Annotated in this window: 22 protein-coding genes and 1 tRNA gene; 9 read left to right on the top strand and 14 right to left on the bottom strand. The window is 70.7% G+C overall.

The annotated features are described in order from the left end of the window. Positions 1 to 14: 14 nt before the first annotated feature. Positions 15 to 377 carry a hypothetical protein gene (locus KBI5_RS03185; RefSeq protein WP_198537477.1) on the bottom strand — a complete coding sequence of 121 codons (363 nt, stop codon included), beginning with the start codon at positions 375 to 377 and terminating at the stop codon, positions 15 to 17. A 222-nt stretch (positions 378 to 599) separates the two neighbouring features. After that, the gene (gene mca / locus KBI5_RS03180) at positions 600 to 1502 is read right to left on the bottom strand and encodes a mycothiol conjugate amidase Mca (protein WP_085014264.1); all 903 of its coding nucleotides are present in this window, start codon (positions 1500 to 1502) and stop codon (positions 600 to 602) included. A 456-nt stretch (positions 1503 to 1958) separates the two neighbouring features. Between mca and greA the strand changes: the two genes are divergently transcribed. The 3 genes from greA to KBI5_RS03165 all read left to right on the top strand — a co-directional run bounded on the left by greA (position 1959) and on the right by KBI5_RS03165 (position 6043). Continuing rightward, on the top strand, positions 1959 to 2441 hold the full coding sequence (gene greA / locus KBI5_RS03175) for a transcription elongation factor GreA (protein ID WP_085014276.1): 483 nt from the start codon (positions 1959 to 1961) through the stop codon (positions 2439 to 2441). A gap of 123 nt (positions 2442 to 2564) precedes the next feature. Continuing rightward, complete coding sequence (locus tag KBI5_RS03170; RefSeq protein ID WP_173645785.1) at positions 2565 to 4004, top strand: magnesium chelatase; 1440 nt, start codon at positions 2565 to 2567, stop codon at positions 4002 to 4004. 44 nt (positions 4005 to 4048) lie between these two features. Next, a complete protein-coding gene (locus KBI5_RS03165; protein ID WP_085014263.1) occupies positions 4049 to 6043 on the top strand; it encodes a VWA domain-containing protein in 1995 nt (664 codons plus the stop codon). Here KBI5_RS03165 and KBI5_RS03160 read toward each other — a convergent pair. Then, entirely contained in the window at positions 5963 to 6586 is a 624-nt protein-coding gene (locus KBI5_RS03160) for a PadR family transcriptional regulator (protein ID WP_011438281.1), read from the bottom strand. The two genes, KBI5_RS03165 and KBI5_RS03160, sit on opposite strands and share 81 nt — an antisense overlap. Positions 6587 to 6810: 224 nt before the next feature. Here KBI5_RS03160 and KBI5_RS03155 point away from each other — a divergent pair, with 224 nt between their 5' ends. Together KBI5_RS03155 and KBI5_RS03150 are read left to right on the top strand one after the other, a co-directional pair. Beyond that, complete coding sequence (locus tag KBI5_RS03155; protein WP_085014262.1) at positions 6811 to 7962, top strand: hypothetical protein; 1152 nt, start codon at positions 6811 to 6813, stop codon at positions 7960 to 7962. Between the two features lie 55 nt (positions 7963 to 8017). Further along, entirely contained in the window at positions 8018 to 8479 is a 462-nt protein-coding gene (locus tag KBI5_RS03150) for a membrane protein (RefSeq protein ID WP_011438283.1), read from the top strand. A gap of 43 nt (positions 8480 to 8522) precedes the next feature. Here KBI5_RS03150 and KBI5_RS03145 read toward each other — a convergent pair whose 3' ends face one another. After that, a complete protein-coding gene (locus KBI5_RS03145; protein ID WP_011438284.1) occupies positions 8523 to 9425 on the bottom strand; it encodes an alpha/beta fold hydrolase in 903 nt (300 codons plus the stop codon). A gap of 196 nt (positions 9426 to 9621) precedes the next feature. Here KBI5_RS03145 and KBI5_RS03140 point away from each other — a divergent pair, with 196 nt between their 5' ends. Further along, entirely contained in the window at positions 9622 to 11352 is a 1731-nt protein-coding gene (locus KBI5_RS03140; protein ID WP_085014261.1) for an MBOAT family O-acyltransferase, read from the top strand. A 187-nt stretch (positions 11353 to 11539) separates the two neighbouring features. Then, the gene (locus tag KBI5_RS03135) at positions 11540 to 12589 is read left to right on the top strand and encodes a DUF459 domain-containing protein (RefSeq protein WP_011438286.1); all 1050 of its coding nucleotides are present in this window, start codon (positions 11540 to 11542) and stop codon (positions 12587 to 12589) included. A gap of 50 nt (positions 12590 to 12639) precedes the next feature. On the opposite strand, the gene KBI5_RS03130 is transcribed toward KBI5_RS03135, so the two are convergent. Beyond that, positions 12640 to 12930 (bottom strand): hypothetical protein, encoded by a 291-nt coding sequence (locus KBI5_RS03130; protein ID WP_235462825.1) that lies wholly within the window; start codon positions 12928 to 12930, stop codon positions 12640 to 12642. 199 nt (positions 12931 to 13129) lie between these two features. On the opposite strand from KBI5_RS03130, the gene KBI5_RS03125 reads away from it, so the two are divergent. Together KBI5_RS03125 and KBI5_RS03120 are read left to right on the top strand one after the other, a co-directional pair. Next, complete coding sequence (locus KBI5_RS03125; RefSeq protein ID WP_011438288.1) at positions 13130 to 13357, top strand: DUF4287 domain-containing protein; 228 nt, start codon at positions 13130 to 13132, stop codon at positions 13355 to 13357. A gap of 173 nt (positions 13358 to 13530) precedes the next feature. Further along, a complete protein-coding gene (locus tag KBI5_RS03120; protein WP_023840079.1) occupies positions 13531 to 13941 on the top strand; it encodes a PPOX class F420-dependent oxidoreductase in 411 nt (136 codons plus the stop codon). Between the two features lie 111 nt (positions 13942 to 14052). Here KBI5_RS03120 and KBI5_RS03115 read toward each other — a convergent pair whose 3' ends face one another. From KBI5_RS03115 to KBI5_RS03075, 9 genes are all read right to left on the bottom strand, one after another. Beyond that, the gene (locus tag KBI5_RS03115; protein ID WP_023840078.1) at positions 14053 to 14811 is read right to left on the bottom strand and encodes a Bax inhibitor-1/YccA family protein; all 759 of its coding nucleotides are present in this window, start codon (positions 14809 to 14811) and stop codon (positions 14053 to 14055) included. A gap of 242 nt (positions 14812 to 15053) precedes the next feature. Further along, positions 15054 to 15128 (bottom strand) — tRNA-Leu (locus KBI5_RS03110). A 351-nt stretch (positions 15129 to 15479) separates the two neighbouring features. Further along, positions 15480 to 17027: an NAD(P)/FAD-dependent oxidoreductase gene (locus KBI5_RS03105; protein ID WP_085014260.1), complete on the bottom strand. Its 1548-nt coding sequence runs from the start codon at positions 17025 to 17027 to the stop codon at positions 15480 to 15482. A gap of 168 nt (positions 17028 to 17195) precedes the next feature. Next, positions 17196 to 17993: a uracil-DNA glycosylase gene (locus KBI5_RS03100; RefSeq protein ID WP_277870079.1), complete on the bottom strand. Its 798-nt coding sequence runs from the start codon at positions 17991 to 17993 to the stop codon at positions 17196 to 17198. Between the two features lie 109 nt (positions 17994 to 18102). Beyond that, positions 18103 to 19179 carry a Ppx/GppA phosphatase family protein gene (locus tag KBI5_RS03095; RefSeq protein WP_085014259.1) on the bottom strand — a complete coding sequence of 359 codons (1077 nt, stop codon included), beginning with the start codon at positions 19177 to 19179 and terminating at the stop codon, positions 18103 to 18105. A gap of 25 nt (positions 19180 to 19204) precedes the next feature. Continuing rightward, the gene (locus KBI5_RS03090) at positions 19205 to 19831 is read right to left on the bottom strand and encodes a DUF501 domain-containing protein (protein ID WP_035941014.1); all 627 of its coding nucleotides are present in this window, start codon (positions 19829 to 19831) and stop codon (positions 19205 to 19207) included. 89 nt (positions 19832 to 19920) lie between these two features. Beyond that, complete coding sequence (locus KBI5_RS03085; protein WP_011438296.1) at positions 19921 to 20295, bottom strand: septum formation initiator family protein; 375 nt, start codon at positions 20293 to 20295, stop codon at positions 19921 to 19923. A 4-nt stretch (positions 20296 to 20299) separates the two neighbouring features. Then, on the bottom strand, positions 20300 to 21583 hold the full coding sequence (eno, locus tag KBI5_RS03080) for a phosphopyruvate hydratase (protein WP_011438297.1): 1284 nt from the start codon (positions 21581 to 21583) through the stop codon (positions 20300 to 20302). Between the two features lie 391 nt (positions 21584 to 21974). After that, a partial coding sequence (locus tag KBI5_RS03075; protein WP_085014258.1) for a S49 family peptidase occupies positions 21975 to 23827 on the bottom strand: 1853 nt, incomplete at its 5' end.

Raw genomic sequence — 23827 nt, 5'->3', positions numbered from 1 at the left:
TCTGCGGCAGCCGCCTACCGATCGCTCCCCGCGGAGCCCGCGGGGGGTCCAGGCTGGGTCGGCAGGTCCAGCTGCTCGCCGCCACCCGCCAGGCMCGCCGTGCTACCGGCGCCGGCGGTGCCGGCGGTCTCCTCGACGACCTCCCCGTCGATAACCGGCCCGTCTCCACCGTCCAGCCGGCGCATCGCGTTCGGATCAGGGTCGACGCCGGCGAACTCGCCGCTGGCGACGTTCGACCGCATCCGGCGCAGGCTCTTCGAGAGGAAGAAGAAGATCACACTGGAGGCCGCGATCAGTGCCAGGACGACGAGGAGCCCGACGGCTCCGGCGTCGATCTTCCTCTCGACCAGCACGGAAGCGGCGAAGACCTCGTTCACGGGCACGTCCTCACACCTGGTGTCCTCTGGTGTCCGCCACACCTGCTGTCACCGCCCGCCACGGGGACACTCCACGACGGGCGCCGATTCCGACCCTACGCCCTGCCGTACGAGTCCTCCGCCTCCGCGGTCACGCACCGTTGACTAGATCACATACTGTTCAAAAAGTCACATGCCATCCGAAAAGTCACATGCCACCTGAAAGGTCAGGTTACCGGAGAGTCACACGCCGTTGAACAGATCGTCTTCGGGCAGCATGCCGACCTCGATAAGAGAACGGGCCAGCTGGTAGTCCTCTGTCGGCCAGGCGTCCCGCTGCACCTCCAGGGGTATCCGGAACCACCATCCGGTGGGGTCGACCTGGGTGGCGTKGGCGATCAGTGCCCGGTCGCGGGTCTCGAACCAGTCCGCGCACTCCACCTGGGTGGTGAGCCGACCGGTGTCCTCGGCGCGGTCGACCCACTCGGCCAGCCGCTCGGCATAGGGGGACTCCAGACCGCGGGCCATCATCTCCTCGTGGAGAGCGAGGACGCGCTCCTTGTGGAAGGTGAGGTGGTAGTAAAGCTTGAGCGGCTGCCAGGGTTCGAGGCCGGCGTCGACGCCGGCCTCGGGATAACGGTCGGGATCACCGGCCGCCTCGAACGCCTCCACACTGACCCGATGGGTCATGATGTGGTCGGGATGCGGATACCCGCCCGACTCGTCGTAGGTCGTGATGACCTGCGGCCGGAACTGACGGATCAACCGGACCAGCGGACGGGCCGCCTCGCCGAGCGCGATGGTGGCGAACCGCCCGTCCGGAACAGGCGGCGGCGGATCGCCCTCAGGCAGTCCGGAGTCGACGAAGCCGAGCCACTCCTGGCGGACCCCGAGGATGAGCCGGGCGGCCTCCATCTCCTGCCTGCGGATCTCCGCCATCCGGGCGGCGACACCCGGCTGGTCCATCGCGGGGTTGAGGATGCTGCCCTCCTCTCCCCCGGTACACGTGACCACGAGGACGTCGGCGCCCTCGCTGGCGTAACGTGCCATGGTGGCGGCGCCTTTGCTGGACTCGTCATCGGGGTGGGCGTGGATGGCCATCAGGCGCAGGCCATGCCGATCGTGGACCGCGGGCATGCGGCCCATTGTTCCTGATGCCTCGACGTTGCTGATGCCTCGGCCTTCCTGATGCCTCGACGTTGTTCCGGGCTCACCGGTCTGGGTGATCCGACCTCGTCCGAGGAACCGCCGGGGCCCGCCCCGCGTTCGGTCTGGAAAAGTCACCCAACGCCGTGGCACAATGCACCGTCCGCGCATGCTTCGACGGCAGGCCTGCCGTCGACCGGCGCACCGACATCGTCGTCGGCCCGGTCCGGAGGGCCGATGGACGACGGCCGGTTCCGTCGTCCTCCCACCCCTGCGTGAAGCATGCGTGGTCGAGGTCGAAGGCAAGGGCTGTCGGATCACCCGTAAGGGCTGACCCGCCGGTCCGGAGCTTCCGGGCGGTCCAGACGCCGCCAGAGCCACCAAGCCCGACATCGGATTCCTTGATTCATTTTGGTATGATGACCCTTTTGATGTTCACCGAGGAGCGTGACCCGCGTGACGCAGCAGACTTGGCTCACCCAGGAGGCATACGACCGGCTCCGCTCCGAGCTCGACTACCTGACCGGCCCGTGGCGTACGGAGATCGCGACCAAAATTGAGGYTGCCCGCGAGGAGGGCGACCTCAAGGAAAACGGCGGCTACCACGCGGCCAAGGAGGAGCAGGGCAAGCAGGAGGCCCGGATTCGCCAGCTCACGGACCTGCTGCGCGACGCCCAGGTCGGCGAGGCACCCGCGGCGACCGGCGAGGCCGGCCCCGGCACCGTCGTCGAGGTGCGCTTCTCCGGCGAACGGGAGACGGAGAAGTTCCTCATCGGCTCGCGTGAGGACCACAGCACGCCCATCGAGGTTTTCTCCCCGGCGTCCCCGCTAGGCGGCGCGGTGAGCGGGCACAAGGCGGGCGAGACCGTCTCCTACACGCTGCCCAACGGCCGTTCGGCCAAGGTCGAGATCGTCTCGGTGTCGCCCTACTCGGGCTGACTACGCCAGCAGCGGACGAGCGCCGGCCCGGCTGCACGGGTGGCGGCGTCGGCGTACCGTCAACGGGTGGAGGATCTGCCGGCACAGCCCAGTCATTCCATACCACCGACCGTGCCCCCGACCGTGGCATCTGCGGTCCACCCGCCGACGGCCGCCGCCCCGCAGTTCACCACCCTGGGTGGGCTGCGCCGCAGCGGRCACGCGCACCGCCCGGTGCGGACGGAGCTGCGCGACAACCTCGTCGCCCTGATGCAGGGCGACGGCCCCCGGTTCCCGGGCATCGTCGGTTTCGACGAGACCGTCCTTCCCCAGGTCGAGCGGGCCATCCTGGCCGGTCACGACATCGTCTTCCTCGGCGAGCGCGGGCAGGGCAAGACCCGGCTCATCCGCACTCTGGTGAGTCTGCTCGACGAGTGGTCGCCGGCCGTCGCCGGCTGTGAGATCAACGACCACCCCTACGCGCCGGTCTGCGGCCGATGCCGGGCGCTGGCGGCCGATCTCGGTGACGCGCTGCCGGTGGTCTGGCGGCACCGCGGCGAGCGGTTCAGCGAGAAGCTCGCGACCCCGGACACGAGCGTCGGCGACCTCATCGGCGACGTCGACCCGGTGAAGGTCGCCGAGGGCCGCACGCTCGGCGATCCCGAGACGGTCCACTACGGGCTGGTGCCACGCACCAACCGCGGGATCTTCAGCGTCAACGAGCTGCCCGACCTCGCCGAACGGATCCAGGTCGCGCTRCTCAACGTGCTGGAGGAGCGGGACATCCAGGTCCGCGGCTACCTGCTCCGGTTGCCGCTGGACCTGCTGCTGGTCGCCTCGGCCAACCCCGAGGACTACACCAACCGGGGGCGGATCATCACGCCGCTCAAGGACCGGTTCGGCGCCGAGGTCCGCACCCACTACCCGCTGCACCTCACCGACGAACTGGCGCTGATCCGCCAGGAGGCGGTGATGTCCTGGGCGGGGTCCCCGCTCGGCGCACCGGAGATACCCGATCACCTGGTGGAGATCGTGGCCCGGTTCACCCGGCTGGTGCGCGACGCCCCCCAGGTCGACCAGCGCTCGGGGGTGTCGGCCCGGCTGTCGGTGGCCGCGGCCGAGACGGTGGCGGCTTCGGCGGTCCGCCGCGCGGCGCTGACCGGCGAGGAGACGCCCACCGCACGGGTGGTCGACCTCGCCGCGATCGTCCCGGCGGTACGCGGCAAGGTCGAGTTCGACCAGCTGGAGGAGGGCCGGGAGGACGAGGTCCTCGCGCTGCTGTTGCGCCGCGCGGTGGCCGAGACATTCCGGGCAAGGCTGGCCGGCGCGGACCTCACCGGCCTGCAGGCCCGCTTCGACGCGGATGGCCCGGTCGAGACCGGCGACCTGGTAGCGGCGGCCGAGCTGCTGCGCCGGGTCGGGCCGGTGCCCGGGCTCGCGGCGATCCTGACCAGGCTCGGCGTGGACGGGGCGGAGTCGCCGGGGCTCGCGGCGGCCGCGCTGGAGCTGGCGATGGAGGGACTGCACCTCAACCGCCGGCTGGCCAAGGAAGAGCTTCCCGGACGGACCGTCTACGGCACCTGACCCGGCGGCACCTGGCCTCGGCACGGAAGCTTCCAGGAGGAACAGTGAATTCCGGAACATTCCGGTATGGCCCGTGGGACGGCGGACCCGACCCACTCGCCTCTCCCTTCACCGCGTCCGACGCCCTGGATGAGATGTCCCGCCAGATTCTGGAGGGACGCACCCCGCGGGAGGCTCTGGAGTCGCTGCTGCGCCGGGGCATGCCGGGCCGGCGTGGTCTGGACGACATGCGCCGGGCCGTCGAGCGGCACCGGCGGGAGGCCCGATCCCACGGCCGGATGGACGGGACACTCCAAGAGGTCCGCCGGCTGCTCGACACCGCCGTGGGCCAGGAACGGGCGGCGCTGTTCCCCGACCCCTCCGACGACGCCCGGCTGCGCGAAGCCGAGCTGGACGCGCTGCCCGCGGACCCCGCCCGTGCGGTGCGCTCGCTCGCCGAGTATGACTGGCGGTCCCCGCCGGCCCGCGAGACGTACGAGAAGATCTCCGAGCTGCTGCGTCGCGAGGTCCTCGATTCCCAGTTCAAGGGGATGAAGCAGGCCCTGGAGGGGGCCACGCCCGAGGACTTCGCCCGGATCCGGGAGATGGTCGGCGCGCTCAACGCCCTGCTGGAGGCGGACGCCCGCGGTGAGGACACCGACGAGGCGTTCGCCCGGTTCATGCGGGAGTTCGGCGACTTCTTTCCGGAGAACCCCGGCTCGCTGGAGGAACTGGTTGACGCGCTGGCCCGCCGGGCCRCCGCCGCCGCGCGGTTGCTGGCCGGGCTCACCCCGCAGYAGCGCTCCGAACTCGCCGATCTGATGTCCACGGCGATGGAGGACCTGGGGCTCGCCGCGGAGATGTCACGACTGGCGCAGGCGCTGCGCGCGTCCCGACCTGACCTCAACTGGGGTGGACGGCTGCGGGGGCGGGCCGGCCGGTTGGGCGACGGCCTGAGCGGCGAGGAACCGCTCGGTCTCGGCGACGCCACCACCGCGCTGGAGGAGCTCGCGGAGCTGGACGAACTGGCCGCCGCGCTGGGGCAGGACTACGCCGGGGCCTCCCTGGAAGACGTTGACCCCGAGGCGGTGGCCCGGGCGCTGGGCCGGTCCGCCGTCGACGATCTGCGAGGGCTGCAGGAGATCGAACGGGAGCTGGAGCGGCAGGGATTCCTCACCCGCCGGGCCGGGAGCCTCGAGCTCACCCCGCGGGCGGTGCGCCGGATCGGGCAGGCCGCACTGGCCCGGATCTTCCGGCAGGTCTCCGCCCGGGGCCGCGGGGATCACAGCGTGACCGACGCGGGTTCCGCCGGGGATCTGCTGGGCACCTCCCGGGCCTGGCAGTTCGGCGACACCCAGCCGATCGACGTCGTCCGCACGGTCCGCAACGCGGTGCTGCGCGGCGGTCCGCCCGGCCGGGGCCACCCGATCCGCCTGGCGGTGGCCGACTTCGAGGTCGCCGAGACGGAGCGCCGCGCCACGGCGGCGGTGTGCCTGCTCGTCGACCTGTCCTACTCGATGGCGCTGCGGGGCACCTGGGGCATCGCGAAGTCGACGGCACTCGCGCTGCACACGCTCGTCAGCACGTCGTTCCCGCAAGACAAGATCCACATTGTCGGCTTCTCGGACTACGCCCGGGAGCTGCGGCCGGTCGAGCTCGCCGGGCTCGACTCCGAGATGGTGCAGGGCACGAACCTGCAGCACGCCCTGCTCATCGCTGGCCGGTTGCTGAGCCGCTACCCGCAGTCGGAGCCGGTCATCATGGTGGTCACCGACGGTGAGCCCACCGCGCACCTGCTGCGCGACGGTACTCCCTCGTTCTCCTGGCCGCCGATGCCCGAGACCCTGGAGCTGACCCTGGCCGAGGTCGACCGGCTCACCCGGCGCGGCGTGACCGTCAACSTGTTCATGCTCGACGACGAGCCACGGCTGGTGCAGTTCGTCGAGGAGATAGCCAGACGCAACGGCGGGCGGGTTCTCTCACCCGATCCCGCCGCCCTCGGCAACTACGTCATCCGGGACTACCTGCGGGCCCGGGGCAGGCACCGCACCGCCCGCTGACCGCCGCGCCACCCCGCCCGGCTCGGCGGCGAGGCGTTCCCAGAACTCGACCGCGAGCTCCTCGTAGCCGAGCCCGAGATCGAGGGTCCGGCGCAGCGACCAGGCCAGGGCGCCCGCGGGCAGCGCGATCAGGGAGCGGTACACCTCCAGGTGAGCGCGATGCGCCGCCGCCTGGGCCCGCGCGAGCCGGCTGACATCACCCGGCCGGCCCAGATCGGCGAATGCCAGCTTGAGCAGGCCGGGATCGCGCAGCTCGGTGCGCCCGGCCTCCGGGACGGTGAGCCACGCGGCCAACCTGCTCCGGCCGGCGTCGGTCAGGCGAAAGATCCGCCGCCTGCGGCCGGACTCCTCCCGTTCCTCCGAGAGGAGTCCGGCCGCGGCAAGGCGGGGCGGCTCCTTGTAGAGCTGGGCGTGCGGAAACGACCAGAAGTTACCGATCGAGCCGGCAACCGCGACCTTGAGCTCGTACGGAGTGGCGCTGCCACGCCGCGCCACCTCCCCCAGGACCAGATACGACACCGGCGTCAGCGCGATTCCAGCCATGGTCTCGATGATATGGCTTGAATGATACGGGTTGAATGATACGGGTTTATAGGTACCGTCTCTTCCGGACTATCTAGCACCTAGCCGTCTTACCCCTACAGCCCTCTCCAACCGGCCCATGGAGAGGGGTCGACAAGGGCGGGAGGCGCGGCCCGCCGACCCACCCGTCCCACAACGCCCGCGAGCCGCCACAGAAGGCGACAGTACTGCTACTCTGCGCTGTCGTGACGTCACGGAGTGCAGACCAGGAGTCCGAGCGACGGGCGGACGCGGCACGCCTCCGCCCACTCCCGCCGGCGGATGTACCCGGCGCCACCCGGGCCCGCCCACGCCCGCCGGCGCGATCGAGGCTCACCGTCGCGATCCTRCTGACGGCGGGCGTCGCGCTGGCACCCGCGGCCCTTCCGRCCAGCCCCGCCCAGGCGGCGTCGGACACCGGGCGAGGGGGCGCGCCGATCGCCGCCACGTACCCGGGATCCACCGCGGGACAGCTCCTCTCGGCGCCGGGGGCGGTGACCCTCGCCGAGCAGCGCGAGGTCGAACGGTACTGGAGCGCGCAGCGGCGGGCCCGAGCCTTCGGGGCCCGCACGAACGACCATGCCGATGCCGCCCCCCTCAGTCCCGGGCCGGCCCCGCCTGCCGCCGGCGACTCCGAAACGGCCGCGAGCGACGCTCCCCCGCCCCCGAGCGCCGGAACGCCCTACACCCGGGGCGGGCTGGTGACCACGACCACCGGCCGGTTGTTCGCCACCATCGGCGGCAGTGACTACGCCTGCTCCGCGAGCGTCGTGTCCAGCCCCAGCCGTGACCTCGTGGTCACCGCGGGGCACTGCGTGCACGGCGGTAGCGGGGAACAGTTCGCGCGGAACGTCATCTTCATCCCCGGGTTCGACAACGGCGCGATGCCCTACGGCATCTGGACCGCCCGCCGGCTTACCRTGACGTCCGGGTGGGCCCGCCAGGACGACTTCGACGTCGACACCGGCTTCGCCCTGTTCAACCCGTCCCCGTCCCGCGGCCGTCATCTCGAGGACACGGTCGGATCCCAGGGCATAGCCTTCGATCTTCCGGGGACGTATCCGCAGTACACCTTCGGCTACCCGCGGCTGCCCCCCTACGACGGCAGCCAACTCGTCTACTGCGCCGGCCCCGGCTTCGGCGACCCCTACGGCAGCCCGTCGATCGGCGTCGCCTGCCGCATGACGGCCGGCGCCAGCGGCGGGCCACTACTCACCGGCCTCGGCCGGCTCGGTTCCGGGCACGGCTGGGTCGACGGGGTGGTCAGCTACGCCTATGCCGGAGTCAACGACAAGCTGTACGGAACTCACTTCGGCGACGTGGTGAAGTCGCTCTACTACCAGTCCTACCGGCTCTAGCGGATCGCCGTCCCCCGGGATACGGCCGACGGACGACGATCGATACCTTCTGCGCATGCCGCATTCGGGCAGCTTYGGGCTCCTCCTGACCGTGCACGTCGTTCTCGGGGTCTTCGTCATCGGTCCGCTGACGCTGATCACCGTGGTCACCCCGCGCCTGCTGCGGTTGGGGGCCGGTGCCCTGCCGATCCTGCGCCTGTGCGTGCGGATGATCCGGGCTCTCGCGCTCGCCTCACTGCTCATCGTCGTGACGGGCCTCGGGCTGGTGCATCAGGGATCATTCGGCAGCGTGCGGTCRCTGGGCGACCCCTGGCTGTCGGGTGCCCTCGTGCTGTGGGTGGTGGCCACCGGGATCTCGCTGGGCATGATCGCGCCCGGGCTCGCCCACGCCGTCAAGGAGATCGACGCGGGCGGTGACACGCGTCGGCGTACCCTTCCAATCATGGGGGGTGTCGCCGTGAGCACCGCCTGCTGGATACTGATCATCGCTTTCATGGTCATCAAGCCCGGGACCTGACGCGGCCGGGCCACCGCGACGATCCGGGCAGGCGGGTCGTCGCTCAGCTCGCCTGCGCGAGCGTCCCGCGACGATCGACTTCCCCGCGATGCACGACATCGTCAAGCTTGTCCAGGATGCGACCCCAGACCTGGCGGGGGAGCTCATGCCCCATCCCGTCGATCTCCAGCAGCTCCGCGAGCGGGATCGCCGCGGCCGTCAACCGACCACCGAGGACCGGGACGAGCGGGTCCGCGTCACCGTGGACGACGAGGGTGGGGACCGGGAGCCGCGCGAGCCCGGGGGTGCGGTCGGGCGCCGCGAGCACGGCGGCGATCTGGCGCATGACCCCGACCGGGTTCGGGCGACGGCCCCATTGGATCTCGGCCCGCCGCCGCAGCCACGCCACGTCCGGCGCGAACAACGGCGAGCCCAGGACCTCCTGCGCCTCGTGCCCGGCGAGGACGAACTCCTCCAGGTCGGCCGGCGCCGGCCGCAGGAACAGCGCGATCGCCTCGGCGGTCGGCTGCACCCGGTGGTCACCCGGATGGGACATCATCGAGGTGAGGCTGCGCACCCGCTCGGGGTTCCCGAGGGCCACGATCTGGGCGATCATGCCACCCATCGAGCTGCCCATCAGGTGCGCCGACTCGATCCCGAGGGCGGTCAGCAGGCCGACCGCGTCCGCGGCCAGGTCCTCGAGCCGGTAGGGAGCGAGGTCGAAGCGACCGCTCAGGATCGCCGCCAGGTCGGGCCGACCGAGCTGGTCGAGATGAGTGGACAGTCCCACGTCCCGGTTGTCGAAGATGATCGTTCGATAACCGCGACGACCGAGCGCGGCCAGCAGGTCCGGGTGCCAGCCGACGAGCTGCTGCCCGAGGCCGCCGATCAGGAGCAGCGGCAACCCGTCCTCGTCGCCGTGGATCTCGTAGGCGAGGTCGATGCCGTTGACTGAGACGATGCCCATGGTCGGAAGGTAGCCATCCCATGGCGCCGGCGCACGAGTTCCACCGGCAATCGGCCGGAGGCTACCCGAAAGGGCCAGGCGGATGCCGGCAGCGCGGCCGTCGAGCGGCGAACACCCCACCCATCAACTACTTTAGGTAGTCGCTCGACTTCCTAAAGCGATTATCCTGCTGGGCGACCCCACCGGACGGGCACACATGATCTTTCCGACGATCGAGTTTGCGGCGTTCCTTGTCGTGGTGCTGGCGATCTCCTGGCTGCTGATGCCCCGGCCGAGGCTGTGGAAGCCGTTCATCCTCGGGGCGTCGTATTTCTTCTACGGCTTCGCGGACGCACGCTTCGTGCTGCTGATCGTGGCCTCCACCTTGATCAACCAGGGTGCCGCCGTCGCGATCCACCGCTGGCGCGACCGCCGCGTCCTCATCGCCGCGATCGTCTGCGACCTCGGCCTGCTCGGCTGGTTCAAGTACTACAGCTTCTTCGCCCTGTCGGTGGACCGCGCGCTGGCCGAGATCGGTCTCCCCACGGCGCTGCCCCTGCTCCAGGTGGCGCTGCCGATCGGGATCTCGTTCTTCACCTTCCAGGCGCTGTCCTACGTCATCGACGTCCATCGCGGCACCAGCACACCCGCGTCGCTGCTGGACTTCGCCGTGTACGAGGCGTTCTTCCCGCATCTGGTCGCCGGTCCCATCGTGCGTGCGCGCGAGTTCATCCCCCAGCTCGCCACGCCACGGGACCCGAACCAGGTCCAGGCCACCCGGGCCGTGTTCCTGATCGTGGGCGGCCTGGTCAAGAAGGTGGTGCTCGCCGATCTGATCGCCTCACGCCTCGTCGACCCCGTCTTCGACGCACCCGGCCAGCACTCGTCGCTGGAGATCGCCACGGCCGGCTACGGCTACGCCGTGCAGATCTACTGTGACTTCTCGGCGTACTCCGACATCGCGATCGGGATCGCCCTCCTGCTCGGCTTCCGCTTCCCGGACRACTTCGACCGTCCCTACGCGGCCGTCACCCTGCAGGACTTCTGGCGCCGCTGGCACATGACCCTGTCCCGATGGCTACGGGACTACGTCTACCTACCGCTCGGAGGGAACCGGAAGGGGCAGCGGCGCACCTACCTCAACATCATGATCACCATGACTCTGGGTGGTCTCTGGCACGGCGCCGCCTGGACGTTCGTCCTGTGGGGAGCGCTGCACGGCGGTGGGCTGGTGACCGAACGCCGGATCCGGGCCCGACGGGCGGACCAGATCCGGGCGACGGAACGGGCCCGAGCCACGGGACAGGAGCAGATCCCGGGACGGGCCCGAGCCACGGGACAGGAACAGATCCCGGGACGGGCCCGAGCCACGGGACAGGAACAGATCCCGGGACAGGCCGAATCGGCGGGGCTCTCCGCGATGCCGCTACCCCGGCCGGGATCGGAGAGCCCCGCACCGCTCCTTTCCGCTGGCGGATCCGGCGCCGTTATTGGTCCCGGTCCCGCTGCCGGCTTCGGCATCGCCGGCAGTTCCGCGGGGACGCCAACCACGGCGCGCCGCCGGACGATCATCGCCGCACAGGCCGCGCTTCCCGAAGCGGTCCCCAACCCGGTCCGCGCCTGGGCCGGCCGGCTGGCCGTCTTCCACTTCGTGTGTGCCACCTGGGTCCTGTTCCGAGCGCCCGACCTGGCAACGGCACGCGAGCTCGTCGTCCGGCTGTTCACCGCGAGCGGACCGGCGCCGCTGGTCACTCCGACGGTCCTCGCCGCCATCGGGGTGGGACTGGCCACCGCAGCCGTCCCGCGCGTCTGGTGGATCCACGCGCAGGCCGCCTTCACCCGACTGCGCCTTGGCGCCCAGATCGCGCTGCTCACCCCGAGCATCATGATCATTTATGCGATCGTCGGCCCACAGGACGTCGCGCCGTTCATCTACTTCCGCTTCTGAGTCACGCTCGCCTGCTCTCCCCAGCCCAACCCCGGTCCCGGAGCCTGAGTGTTACCCCGGCCGGGGTAACACTCAGGCCGGACGATACGAGCAACGGCGAGAGGGACTTTAACTTAGAGTAATCTAATAGCAACGCCCGATCACATTCCGGGACATCTGTGACCTGCGTCAACGAAGCCGAGGGGCGATGACTGAGCGTGAAGATTCGGCGCCACCGGGACCCCCGGCGACCGCACCCGCGGCGACCACCGGCGTCGTCCGGGTTCGGCAGGCCTTCCTGCTGGTAGCCGTCACCCTGGGTCTGCTGGCGGTGCTCCGCGCCTCGGCGATGGTGCACGCGGGCGAGGGCATGCGCCCAGGACTCACCCGCACGCTCGTGCTGGGCGTGGCCCGGCCGACCGAACGGATCACCCGGACCGTCCATCTCGACGAACCGGACCGGTGGTTGTCGCGCGCGTTTGGTCACGACGCCAAGTCCGGCGGCACCTTCTCCGAGCTGGCATCGGCGGCCAGCCGAGCTGAAGCCGAGCCCGATCGCCCCGGCGCCCTCGGGCCGGGCGCCGCCGGTTCCCACCGCTCCCCGCTGCCACCGCGCCACCCGACCGCGGCCGATCCGCTGCGCGTCCTGGTCACCGGGGACTCGCTGACGGAATCACTCGGTCCGAGCATCATGAACAGTGCGCCCGCCACGATCCGGGCACAGACCGAGACGCGGTTCGGCACGGGCCTGGTGCGGCCCGACTTCTTCGACTGGGCCACCCATGCCCGGGCGCAGATCACGCAGCGCAACCCAGAGCTGGTGATCGTCGCAATGGGCGGGAACGACGGCCAGGGCATCACGCTTGCGGACGGAACCGTCCTGCCGGCCGGATCGGACGCGTGGACCGCCGAGTACCAACGGCGTGCCATCGTCGTGATGCGGATCTGGAGCGGCGACGGAGCCCGCCGAGTGCTGTGGCTCAGCCTCCCGCCGGCCCGGTCGGACCAGCTTAACGGCTACTTCCGCCGGCTGAACGAGGCGACCCTCGACGCCACGACCAGGGTGGTCGGAGCCCGATATCTCGATCTCACCCCGTGGTTGTCGAAGAACGGCGCATACAGCGACTACCTCACCGGCACGGACGGTAACACCGTCCTGGCCCGAGCCCGTGACGGCGTGCACCTGAGTCTCGACGGCGCGCGGATCGCCGCGGGACACGTTCTGGAAACCGTGCGCAGCACGTGGAACCTGCGGTGAACGACGATCGGACCGACCGACCGAACTGGACGATCAGACCGACCGAACGCTCAACGGGGGCGGAACCCGAAGCCCGCGCCGTCCAGATCCCGGCGGGCCTCCAGGACGGCGGCCCGGGCGGCGGCCAGGACGTCGCGACCGGACGGCGCCGCCGCACCGGACACCGAGATCGCGGCGACGAGCTCGTCGGCGAGGACCGCGAGCTGGTCGGTCAGGGCATGCGGCGCCAGCCGCGGCGGACGAGCGCCGGCCGGCGCTCCCGTGCCGGCCCGCTCGCCGAGYGACGCCAGTTCGTCGAGCAGCCGAACGGCCCGCTCCGCCCTGGTACCACCGGATTCCACCGGAACATCCCATGATGACCCGGACCAACACTGAAGGCGGTGAATCAGCAGGCCGACCTCACGGGTGAGATCACGGACCTCGTCGGACATCCGAGCAGGTTACCTGACGATGACGGGAACGGGTCTTGCTCTCTACTGTGGTATAGGGCACCCTCCAGACATGGTCCGTTGACGTCGGGTTTCACCTCAGGAGGCGCGCATGTCGCTGAACCGCTCCGCCCAGACCCACCAGATCCTCATCGAGCGGATACCGAAGGCAACCGGCCACGACGTGAACCACTGGCTCGATCGGCTCGACGACGGACCCGGCCTGCTCCGCTTCGCAGAGCGCGTCAACTGGCTGCGGGCCGAGCACGACCTGCCGCACTGCTATGCGGCGGCCCTGGTCCATGAGGCCGATCTGCGGCGGCGGGCGATCCGCGCGTAGACACTCGGCGGCCCGGCCGCGCAGGCCCGGCCGCTCGGTGGGGCGTCGAGGTACGGCCCGGCTTCCCGCAGCTGTCCCCCGCCCCATGGCGCCGGGTACCCGGCGCCATGGGGCGGATATGGTCCGCATCGTTGACGCGCCCGGTCGGCCACCGGACACATCACAATGACTGCATGAACCTCGACGCAGCCACTGAGTTCGTACGCGATCACCACCGGGCGGTGCTCAGCACCACCCGCCGGGATGGCACGCCCCAGATGTCACCGGTCACCGTCGGGGTGGACACCGACGGCCGTCTGCAGATCAGCAGCCGGCTCACCGCCTACAAGGTCCGCCACATCGAGCGGGATCCGACCGTACGGATCTGTGTGTTCCCCGATGAGTTCTTCGGGCCCTGGGTGCAGATCAACGGAACCGCCGAGATCGTCCGGCTACCGGCGGCGATGGACCTCCTGATCTCCTATTACCGAGACATCGCGGGTGAGCATCCCGACTGGGACGACTACCGGGCGGCGATGATCCGCGATCAGCGATGCATCATCCAGATCACTGCGCGGTCGGCGGGGCCGGACGTCTCGGGCTGAGGACCAGGCTTGAGGACACCCGCTATKCGCGCGCCCTGACCACGCGCGCCCTGACCCTGCCCGCCCTGACATGATCATCGGCAGGACCCGGCCCCACGACGGACCCGCGCGCTACTGCCGCAGCTTGGAGAGCAGGCGCAGCGTCTCCAGGTAGACCCAGACGAAGCCGATCAGCAGGCCGAATCCCGCCCGCCACGCCTCGGAACGCGGCGCATGGGACGCGATCGCCCGCTCGATGTAGTCGAAGTCGAGGATGAACTGCAGGCTCGCGACGCCGAGCACAAGCAGGCTGAACAGGATGCCGAGCGGCGTCGCATCGTTGATCACCGGCAGGTGGCTTCCGCTGGTGGCCCTGATCACGAGGTCGGTCAGGCCGAGGAGCACGACCCCGAGGAGCACGCCGAACACGATACGGGCCATCCGGGGGGTGGCCCGTAGCCGACCACTACGGTAGGCGACCAGCATCGCGACGAAGATCAGACCGGTCCCGAGCAGGGCCTGCGGGATGATGCCGTTGAAGGCGTTCTCGTAGTAGCGCGAGACCGCCCCGACCGCCACCCCTTCGATCAGGGCGAAGGCGATGATGAGCGGCGGACTGATCAGGTTGCGAAACGAGACGAACAGGCTGATCGCCAGGGCGACGAGGCCGGCCCCCAGCGCGATGCCGGGCGAGTCCGGCGCGAGGGCCCAGCCGACCGCGCCACCGACCGCCAGCAGCGCGAACAGCCCCAGCGTGTGCACGACGACGTCGTCGATCGTGAGGGTGGTGGGCTGGCGGTAGTGGCTCGCCAGCTCCTCGGGGGTCGGCGTGGGAGGAGACGCGAACCCACCGCGACGGAACGCGGGGTTCGAGGAACGAAGGTCGGCCATGGAGCCGGCTCCTCTCGGTCGCCTCCGGGGAGGCATCACCCTCGGTGACTACAGCCTACGTCACCGTCTGGAACGTTCCTTGGGATACGGGAGTTCCCGGCGCACCGGGACACGGTGGATGGCGACAAGGCATCGCGGCRCACGTCCACGCGCRCATCCTCACAGCATCCCACAGCGACGAAGCCTTCCCCTCCTCGGCCGCGGTTCATCGGTCAGATGCCCGGATGACCGAGAAAGGATTGTGCCGGTGGTCGGAGTCGAACCGACACTCGAGCTGTTTTTAGGACAGCCTCCTCTACCAGTTGGGATACACCGGCTCGTCTACATCGCTGATGTTTCTACCACGCTACGTAGGGTCTGGGAATAACACATGCGGAAAAAGTGGTCCGGAGATGGCGGCACGACCGAAAGCGTGACTCATCGTGACGAGGATGCCAACTGTTCGCCAYCCCCTTCGATCGGTGGACAGCTCAGATCGCTAAAAGGCGGGTCCACCGTCGGGTTTGGTCCTGACGGCCAGAGCGGAGACGCGGGAAAACACCCCCACCTAAGTGCCGTGAAGCCACGAGGGCCGGTGAACCATCGCAACCGGGCGACGATTCACCGGCCCGCAGGCTCCCGGCGTCCCTACCGTCACACGCCGGCCATGGTGCCGCCGGGCGCTCAGTTCACGTGCCGCGCGGACCGGGCGTCCGGCTCCGGCCGCGGGAGATCCTGCCGGTCGGTGCGGCCCGGACGACATCCYCACCCGGGGACGCGGCCTCACCACCCTCGGCCTCACCGCCCTCGGCATCGCCGGGCGAGTCGGCTGCGACGGCGGACGCGGGGGCGCGAGTGGTCCCGTTCCGCCCGGTCGTCGTGACCGGAGTGCCGGGCGTGCCTGGGGAGATGGCCGCGGCGAACGCGGACGGCATCGCCGCCCGGCGGAACTCGGCCCGGGGATCGGCGAAGGATCCGAGCGAGACGATCTCGCGGCGGAAGAACAGTGCCAACGACCAGTCCGCGACCACCCTGGTCTTGCGGTTGAGGGTGGGAACCCTGCTCAGGTGGTACGTCCGGTGCATGAACCAGGCGGGCCAGCCGCGCAGCTTGACCCCGTAGACCTCGGCGACACCCTTGTGCAGGCCCAGGGACGCCACGCTGCCGGCATAGCTGTGCTCGTATGGTTCGAGGGGCTCGCCGCGCAGCTCGGCGAGGATGTTGAGGGCCAGCCGGCGAGCCTGGCGGACGGCGTGCTGGGCCGAGGGACCGGTCGTGACATCCTCGCCCCTGGTCAGGTCGGGCAYGGCCGCGCAGTCACCCGCGGCCCACGCGTCACCCACCCCGTCGATCTGCAGGAAGACGGTCGCGCGCACCCGGCCTTGATCGTCCAAGGGCAGATCCGTGTCGGYCAGCATCGGGTTCGCCCGCACCCCGGCCGTCCACACGATGGTGCCCGCGTCGAACTCCTCACCGTTATTCAGCACAACCCGCCCACCGACCAGGCTCTCCACCCGCGTGTTCAACCTGACGTCGATGCCCCGGTGCTCGAGCTGCCGGAGGGTATAAAGCCCCATTCCGGGTGAAACCTCGGGAAGAATACGGCCGGCGGCTTCAACGAGGACCCAACGCATATCCGTCGGTTCCAGATCAGGATAGAAAGAACACGCATCGCGGGCCATGTCCTCCAACTCGGCAAGAGCCTCTATTCCGGCATACCCTCCGCCGATGAAGAGAAAGGTCAGCGCCCGGCGCCGGACCGCGGGATCGGTCACCGAGGCGGCCGCGTCCAACCGGCTGATGACCTGATTACGGAGATAAATGGCCTCGGCCGCGCTCTTGAAGCCGATGCCCTGCTCCGCGAGCCCTGGGATTGGCAGGGTTCGCGCCACCGATCCCGGACACATCACCAAGATGTCGTACTTAAGATCAAATTTCTCGCCAAGGGATGGTTTGATCACGGCGGTCCGTGTCCCATGCGACACCTGAAGCGCGCTTCCGCTGACAACCCGACAGCCCTTCAGCACCTTACGTAGCGGCACCACCACGTGCCGTGGCTCAAGGTTGCCGGYCGCCGCTTCCGGGAGGAAAGGCTGATAGGTCATGTACGAGTTGGGCTCGACGACTGTGACCAATGCCTCGTCCTGGCGCAGCTTCCGCCGCAGCCGCAGGGCCGTGTACATGCCGACGTATCCTCCGCCGACGATGAGGATGTGCGGTGGTTGCCCGTAGCCCATGGCAAAAACGTACCCACGAGGGCCGTGTTACACCCTGGTCCCGGGCTGGCCGCCCAGCTTTTTTCGTGACGCAGGACACGAATACCGGCGGTCTTCGGCCCGTGGTGCCGATGCGTGGGGACCGTGTTCCGGCTCACCTTCTGTGTCGACGGCCACAAGGACAAAGACTTACCCGGCCCGCTCAACCACTTCCGCGAGCTCCGCCGCCGTGCCAAAAATCGTGTCAAGCATCACTTCGGTGACCCGACCGGTGAAGGTGTTCTGCTGGCTTGGGTGATAGCAACCAACGACCGACACCCCGGATACGGGAAGTTCGACCCGCACGCCGTGCCCGAACGACACCCGGCGCGGAGGAACCGGGAATCCGGCCTGGACCAGGGCGGGCCACAGGGCGGACCAGGCGAATCCACCGAGGACGACGATGACCCGCAGGGTGGACCGGACAAGCTCCAGGTCACGCACCAACCAGGGCCGACAGGTGTCACGCTCCGTAGTGGTCGGCTTGTTCGCGGGCGGAGCGCAACGGACGACGGCGACGATGCGCGTGGCCGTCAGACGCTGACCGTCCCCGGCGGACACCGAGGTCGGCAGCGCCGCCAGCCCGAMGCGGTGCAACGAGGCAAACAGCCAGTCGCCGCTGCGGTCCCCGGTGAAGATGCGTCCGGTGCGGTTCCCTCCGTGGGCCGCGGGCGCCAGACCGATGACGAGGATCCGGGCGTCGCCCGGGCCGAACGAGGGCACCGGACGCCCCCAGTAGGCCTGCTCGGCGAAGGCCGCCCGCCGCACCGCCGCGACTTCTTCCCGCCAGGTGACCAGGCGCGGGCAGGCCCGGCAGACGGACATCCGGGCATCGAGCTCCCGGGTGCCCGTCGCGTCGGCGGCCAACGCGCGGACCTCGCCCGGCGTGGCTGCGACCGGTGTGTCGGCGGCGGCGAGGTCCCCCGGCCAACCGCTTCCCGGTCGCACCGGACCCCCTGACCGCACCGGGCCCCCTGACCGCACCGGGCCCCCTGACCGCACCGGGTCACCCGTCCCGTCCGTCACCCCGCCCCACCGGTCCTCCTACAGCTGGTCCTCATACCGACGGGCCGGCGGTGACGGGCGGCGCCGCCCGCCCGGGCCCGGTGGCCGGGGCGCCCGGCGCGGCGGCCAGGGCCAGCGCTATCCCATCGAGGATGTCGCGTTCGCTTGCCACCACCGCCGCGGCGCCCGTTCGCTCGACCAGGGTGCGCAGCACGAGCGCGCCGGCGGCGATGACGTCCACCCGACCCGGGTGCATCACCGGCAGGGCCGCGCGCTGGTCGTGCGTCATCCTCAGCAGCCGGTCCGTGACCTGCGCGACCTGCTCCGCCGTCGTCACRGACAGGTGGATGCGGGTCGGGTCGTACTCGGGGAGATCAGCCGCGAGGGCGGCGACCGTGGTGACGGTCCCCGCGACGCCGACCAGCGTCGCCGCCTCGGTCAGGGGCACGGTACGGGCGGCGAGGTCGAGTGCCGCGTGCACGTCGGCGACGATCGCCGCGGCCTGCGCGCCGGTCGGCGGATCATCGTGCAGGTGCCGCTCCGCCAGCCGCACGCATCCGACGTTCACCGAACGGGCGGCCCGCACCCCGCTCACGTCCCCGAGGACGAGTTCGGTCGAGCCGCCGCCGATGTCGGCGAGCAGGATCGGCGTGGCGACCGGCCCCGTCGGCGCGCCCTCGACCGAACCGGCAGACGAACCGGCGTCGAACGAACCGGCGTCAAACGAACCGGCGTCAAACGAACCGGCTCGGCCGACGAGGTCACCGATGGCGCCGCCGAAGGACAGGGCCGCCTCCTCGTTCCCGCTGATCACCTCGGGGTCCACACCGAGGATCGCGCGGACCCCGGCGACGAGCTCATGGCGGTTGCGCGCGTCGCGGGTCGCGCTCGTGGCGACCATCCGCACCCGTGAGGCTCCCAGCCGCTCGATCTGCTCGGCATAGTCCCGCAGCGCGGTGAAGGTGCGGGCGAGCGCCTCCGGCGCGAGCTCACCGGTCCGGTCGACCCCGGCCCCCAGCCGGACGATCTCCATCTGGCGGGTCAGCTCGTGCAGGGTCGATCCCTCGACGTCCGCCACCAGCAGACGGATCGAGTTGGTTCCACAGTCGATCGCGGCGACCCGACTCACGGTCTCTCCTCCCCGGTCAAATCCCCTATCGGATCTCTTTCGGATCCCCCGTCGGGTCCCCTGCCGGATCCCCTGTCGAACGACTGCCGGTCGGTCCGTCGCCCGCCGCCCCGCCGCCCGGGGCGGGTCCGGGCGCCTCGGCCTCGTCAACGCCCGGACATCGGCCACCGGCCACGCACGGCCCCCGCCGACCCCAGTCGGGAACAGCCGCAAGGGCCTCGTCACCGAACGGATTGACTCCCGGACCCACGGCGAGACTGTGCGCTACGAGGACGTGCAGGCACTTGACCCGATCGGGCATGCCACCCGCGCTCGGAGCGGCGGGCAGCACCTCGTGCGCGTCGCGCCGGGCGAGGTAGTCCCGGTGGGCGACGGCGTAGGCGGCGGCGAGCCGCGGATCCTCCGCCAGCCGGGCTGTCATCTCGCGCATCACCCCGACCCCCTCCAGCCGCGAGATCGCCGACGCAGCCCGGGGGCAGGTGAGGTAGTACAGGGTCGGGAAGGGGGTGCCGCCGGCAAGCCGCGGTGCGGTCTCGACCACGTCGGGAAGACCGCACGAGCAGCGATGGGCCACCGCGAGGACGGCTCGCGGCTCGCGGGAGAGCTGACGGCGCACGATCTCGAGATCCTCGGCCGTCACCGCCGGTGCCATACTCACCCCCTCGCCGTCATCGCCGTCATCACCGTCCGCCAAGCCCGTTCCTTCGCCGCACCGGGGTCGGGGCTCCCGCCCCGTGACCGCTACGGCGTCGAGATCTCCGACCAGAGTCGGGCGTACCAGGCCGAGCCCCCGGACGACCCGCCGCGGGTCTCGTCGCCGTCCTTGGTGGGTGCCGGTTTGATCGGCATCAGGTACGCCCGCTCACCGGGCTTGACGTAATGCAGCCGACGGCGCGCCTCGTCCTCGACCCAGGCCTGGTCGTCGTAGCGCTCGACCGTCGCCCGCAGCTCGTTGACCCTCGCCTGGGCCTGCGCGTTGGTCCGGCTCAGCTCGGAGAGCTTGGCCTGCTGCTGCAGGTACAGCCGCAGCGGATAGGCGAGGGTCAGGACCAGCACGCAGATCACGACGGCGAGCAGGGTCGCCCTCGTGGTCAGCGCGGTGTTCCGCGGCGGCATGGGATCAGCCGGCTTGCCTGCGGCGGGGGAACGCGGCGGCGCCCGCGTACCGGGCCGCGTCGTCGAGTTCCTCCTCGATGCGCAGCAGCTGATTGTACTTCGCGACCCGCTCCGAGCGCGCCGGGGCGCCGGTCTTGATCTGACCGCAGTCGACCGCGACGGCGAGGTCGGCGATGGTGGTGTCCTCGGTCTCGCCGGACCGGTGGGACATCATTGCCCGGTAGCCGCTACGGTGGGCCAGGTTCACCGCGTCGAGCGTCTCGGTCAGCGTGCCGATCTGGTTCACCTTCACCAGCAGGGCGTTTGCGGCCTTCAAGGCGATCCCGCGAGCCAGCCGCTCCGGGTTGGTCACGAACAAGTCGTCCCCGACGAGCTGCACCTTGCCACCGAGCCGCTCGGTGAGCGCCACCCAGCCATCCCAGTCATCCTCGGCCAGCGGGTCCTCGATGGAGACGATCGGGTAGGCGGAGACGAGCTCGGCATAGTAGTCGCTCAGGTACTCGGCGCTACGCGAGTTGCCCTCGAAGGTGTACGACCCGTCCGCGTAGAACTCGGTGGAGGCAACGTCCAACGCCAGGGCGATGTCCGTCCCCAGGGCGAAGCCGGCCTTGTCGATCCCCTCGGCGATGAGGTCGAGAGCCTCCCGGTTGGTGGGCAGGCTCGGCGCGAAGCCGCCCTCGTCGCCCACGCCGGTCGCCAGGCCCCGCGCCTTCAGCACGCTCTTGAGCGCATGATAGACTTCCGCACCCCAGCGCAGCGACTCGGCGAAGGTGCTCGCGCCGATCGGAGCAATCATGAACTCCTGAATGTCGACGTTGGTGTCGGCGTGCGCACCACCGTTGAGGATGTTCATCATCGGCACCGGGAGCAGGTGCGCGGTCGGACCTCCCAGGTACCGGAACAGCGGCAGGCCGCTCGACGCCGCCGCCGCCTTGGCCACCGCCAGGCTGACCCCGAGCAGGGCGTTGGCGCCGAGGGCCGACTTGCCCGGGGTGCCGTCGAGGTCGATGAGCGTCGCGTCGAGAAGACGCTGCTCGGTGGCCTCCAACTCCATGATCGCCGGACCGATCCGGTCGATCACCGCGGCCACGGCCTTGGTCACGCCCTTGCCGCCATAGCGGTTGTCCCCGTCGCGCAGCTCGACGGCCTCGAAGGCACCGGTGCTCGCCCCGCTGGGCACCGCGGCGCGGCCCAGCGTGCCGTCCTCCAGGACGACCTCGACCTCGACGGTGGGGTTACCGCGCGAGTCAAGGATCTCGCGGGCTCCGACGGCCTCGATAGACGGCACGGCTTCGACCTCCGGTATGCGCTCTGACACGGAACGATGACGCGGTGGCAGCAGCGGACCGCCACAGGCCGGTGACCGGAAGCCACCACCCCGCGGCAGGCCACCGGGGCAGACCCTGATGGCCTGCCGCGGATCGTGGCGCGGGACGAGCGGTGCCGTCCGGACGAAACCGGTCGCTGCGAGACTACCGTCGCCCCACGGCGACGCGACGCCGGTCCCGGCCCGGCGCGGCGCGTCCATTCACCCGCGGCGGGTCCGTTCACCGGCCACCCGACGGTCATTTCACCGCCTGCCTGGCCGTCGGGCACCCGGGCGTCGATCCTCCCGCGGACGGCGGTGTCACGCATCCCACAGGCCGGCGAGTTCGTTGTGGGCCACCGGTGCGGACCGGCTAACCGATCCGCCCGATCGGCGGCATGACCAGCGGACCGGCCGAGGGCAGACCAAGCCGCGCCGCCAGCGGTGCCAGCGCCCCCCAACCCGGGACGAAGCCGGCACCGGGACCAGCGCCGAGCAGGCCCAGGGCGGACCCGGCCACCGACCCGGCCACCGACCCGGCCACCGACCCGGCCACCGACGCGGCGGCCCCGCGGTCCTCGCTGGACTTCGGCGACCGGACCCGTTCCAGCACCGACGGCTTGGGCGTCAGCCGCACCCGCGGAGTCTCACCGGCCGGCAGACCGGCGCGCGACCAGGCGAGTTCGATCGCCTGCGCCAACCCGCCGAGGACGTCCACCAAGCCGTGCGCATGGGCGTCCGCGCCGGTCCACACCCGGCCGCGGGCCAGCTGGTGCGCCTGGTCCCGGGACAGCCCGCGAGCGACCGCCACCTTGTCAACGAAGTCGGCGTAGACCCGGTCCAGGAACTCCTCCAGTTTCTCCCGCTCCCCCGGGGTGAAGGGCCGCCGCGGCGACATCATCAGCGCATGCTCGCCCTCCGCGACGGCACCGAAGCCCACTCCCACCTTGTCGAGCAGCCCGCTGATCACCTGCTTGCCGGCGAACACCCCGATCGAGCCGGTCAGCGTGCCGGGGTTCGCCACGATCGCATCGGATGCCAGGGCGACGAAGTAGCCACCAGAGGCCGCCACGTCACCCATCGAGACGATCAGCGGCCGGCCGCTGGCCCGGAACCGCTCGGCCTCCCGGCGGACCAGGTCGGAGGCGACGTAGGAACCCCCAGGGCTGCTCACCCGGAACACCGCCGCCGCCACCGCGGGATCACGCGCGGCGGAACGGAAGGCCGCCGCGGTGGCCTCCGCTGCGAGCACCGGCCCGGAGAACGGACCCGGGGCACCGTGTCCGAGGACGACCGGCCCGGTCCCATGGATGAGCGCGATGACCGACTTCTTCGGGTCTCGATGTGGCGCCGTCACGGAGGGGGCCAGCGCACTCGTCCCGCTGCCCGCGGCCTCGTCCGGGTGGAGGTGGGCCTCCCCGGCGCCGTCGGGACGGGAGCCGTCCCGATCATCGGGAACCTCGCGGAAGAAGAAAGCCGCCGGACCGCCGGCCGCCAGCGCCGCCACGCGAAGCGCCGGGAACTTCTCCCGCCGCTCGGCGGACCGCCGGTAGGCGGAGGCGTACATCAAAACCGGCTCCGCGCCGGACCCGCGGCGCGCATCCTCCCGGCCCGCGCCCTCCCCGTCACCCCCGAATCCGGCCGACGGCCCCCGCGTCACCCGTTCCCGTGCCGCCGCGTACACCTCGTCGCGGTAGCCGAGACGGTCGACGAGACCGGTGTCGAGCGCGACGGACCCGGCCAGCGGTCCGAGATCGATCAGACGCCGAACCCGGTCGGTGGACAGCCCGCGTCCCTCGGCGATGCCGGCCACGATCTGGTCAGAGCTGGACTCGATGATCCGGCTGACCGCCTCCAGGTGCGCCGGGGTGAAGTCCCGCTCCACCAGCGTGTTGACGGCGTTCTTGTACTCGTACCGCTGGCCGATCTCGACGGAGATACCGAGCCGGTCGAGCGCTCCCCGCAGGAACGGCGCCTCCATCCCGAGACCGGTCAGGCCGCAGTCACCGGGCGGGGCGAGCCAGATCTCGTCGAACGCGCAGGCCAGATAGTAGGGCGCCGTGCCGCCCCCGAACTCCCCGAAGGTGTCCGCGTAGGCGATGGCGGTGCCACCGGCCGCACGAAACGCGGCGATCGCGGCGCGAATCTCCTGGATACGTGCCAGCGGCATCCCGCAGGCGGCGATATGCGCGACCACGATGGACACCCGGGGATCCTCGGTCGCGT

This window comes from Frankia sp. KB5 (assembly GCF_002099325.1).
Taxonomy (GTDB): domain Bacteria; phylum Actinomycetota; class Actinomycetes; order Frankiales; family Frankiaceae; genus Frankia; species Frankia casuarinae.
Note: the sequence above shows the minus strand (reverse complement) of the source record. Positions and strands in the feature narration are given on the sequence as shown.

What these genes read in the sequence shown, in the direction of transcription:
- KBI5_RS03160 (WP_011438281.1), bottom strand. Translation starts at nt 6,586, where the DNA reads ATGGCTGGAATCGCGCTGACGCCGGTGTCGTATCTGGTCCTGGGGGAG.
- KBI5_RS03145 (WP_011438284.1), bottom strand. Translation starts at nt 9,425, where the DNA reads ATGGGCATCGTCTCAGTCAACGGCATCGACCTCGCCTACGAGATCCAC.
- KBI5_RS03135 (WP_011438286.1), top strand. Translation starts at nt 11,540, where the DNA reads ATGACTGAGCGTGAAGATTCGGCGCCACCGGGACCCCCGGCGACCGCA.
- KBI5_RS03125 (WP_011438288.1), top strand. Translation starts at nt 13,130, where the DNA reads ATGTCGCTGAACCGCTCCGCCCAGACCCACCAGATCCTCATCGAGCGG.
- KBI5_RS03120 (WP_023840079.1), top strand. Translation starts at nt 13,531, where the DNA reads ATGAACCTCGACGCAGCCACTGAGTTCGTACGCGATCACCACCGGGCG.
- KBI5_RS03115 (WP_023840078.1), bottom strand. Translation starts at nt 14,811, where the DNA reads ATGGCCGACCTTCGTTCCTCGAACCCCGCGTTCCGTCGCGGTGGGTTC.
- KBI5_RS03090 (WP_035941014.1), bottom strand. Translation starts at nt 19,831, where the DNA reads ATGGCACCGGCGGTGACGGCCGAGGATCTCGAGATCGTGCGCCGTCAG.
- KBI5_RS03085 (WP_011438296.1), bottom strand. Translation starts at nt 20,295, where the DNA reads ATGCCGCCGCGGAACACCGCGCTGACCACGAGGGCGACCCTGCTCGCC.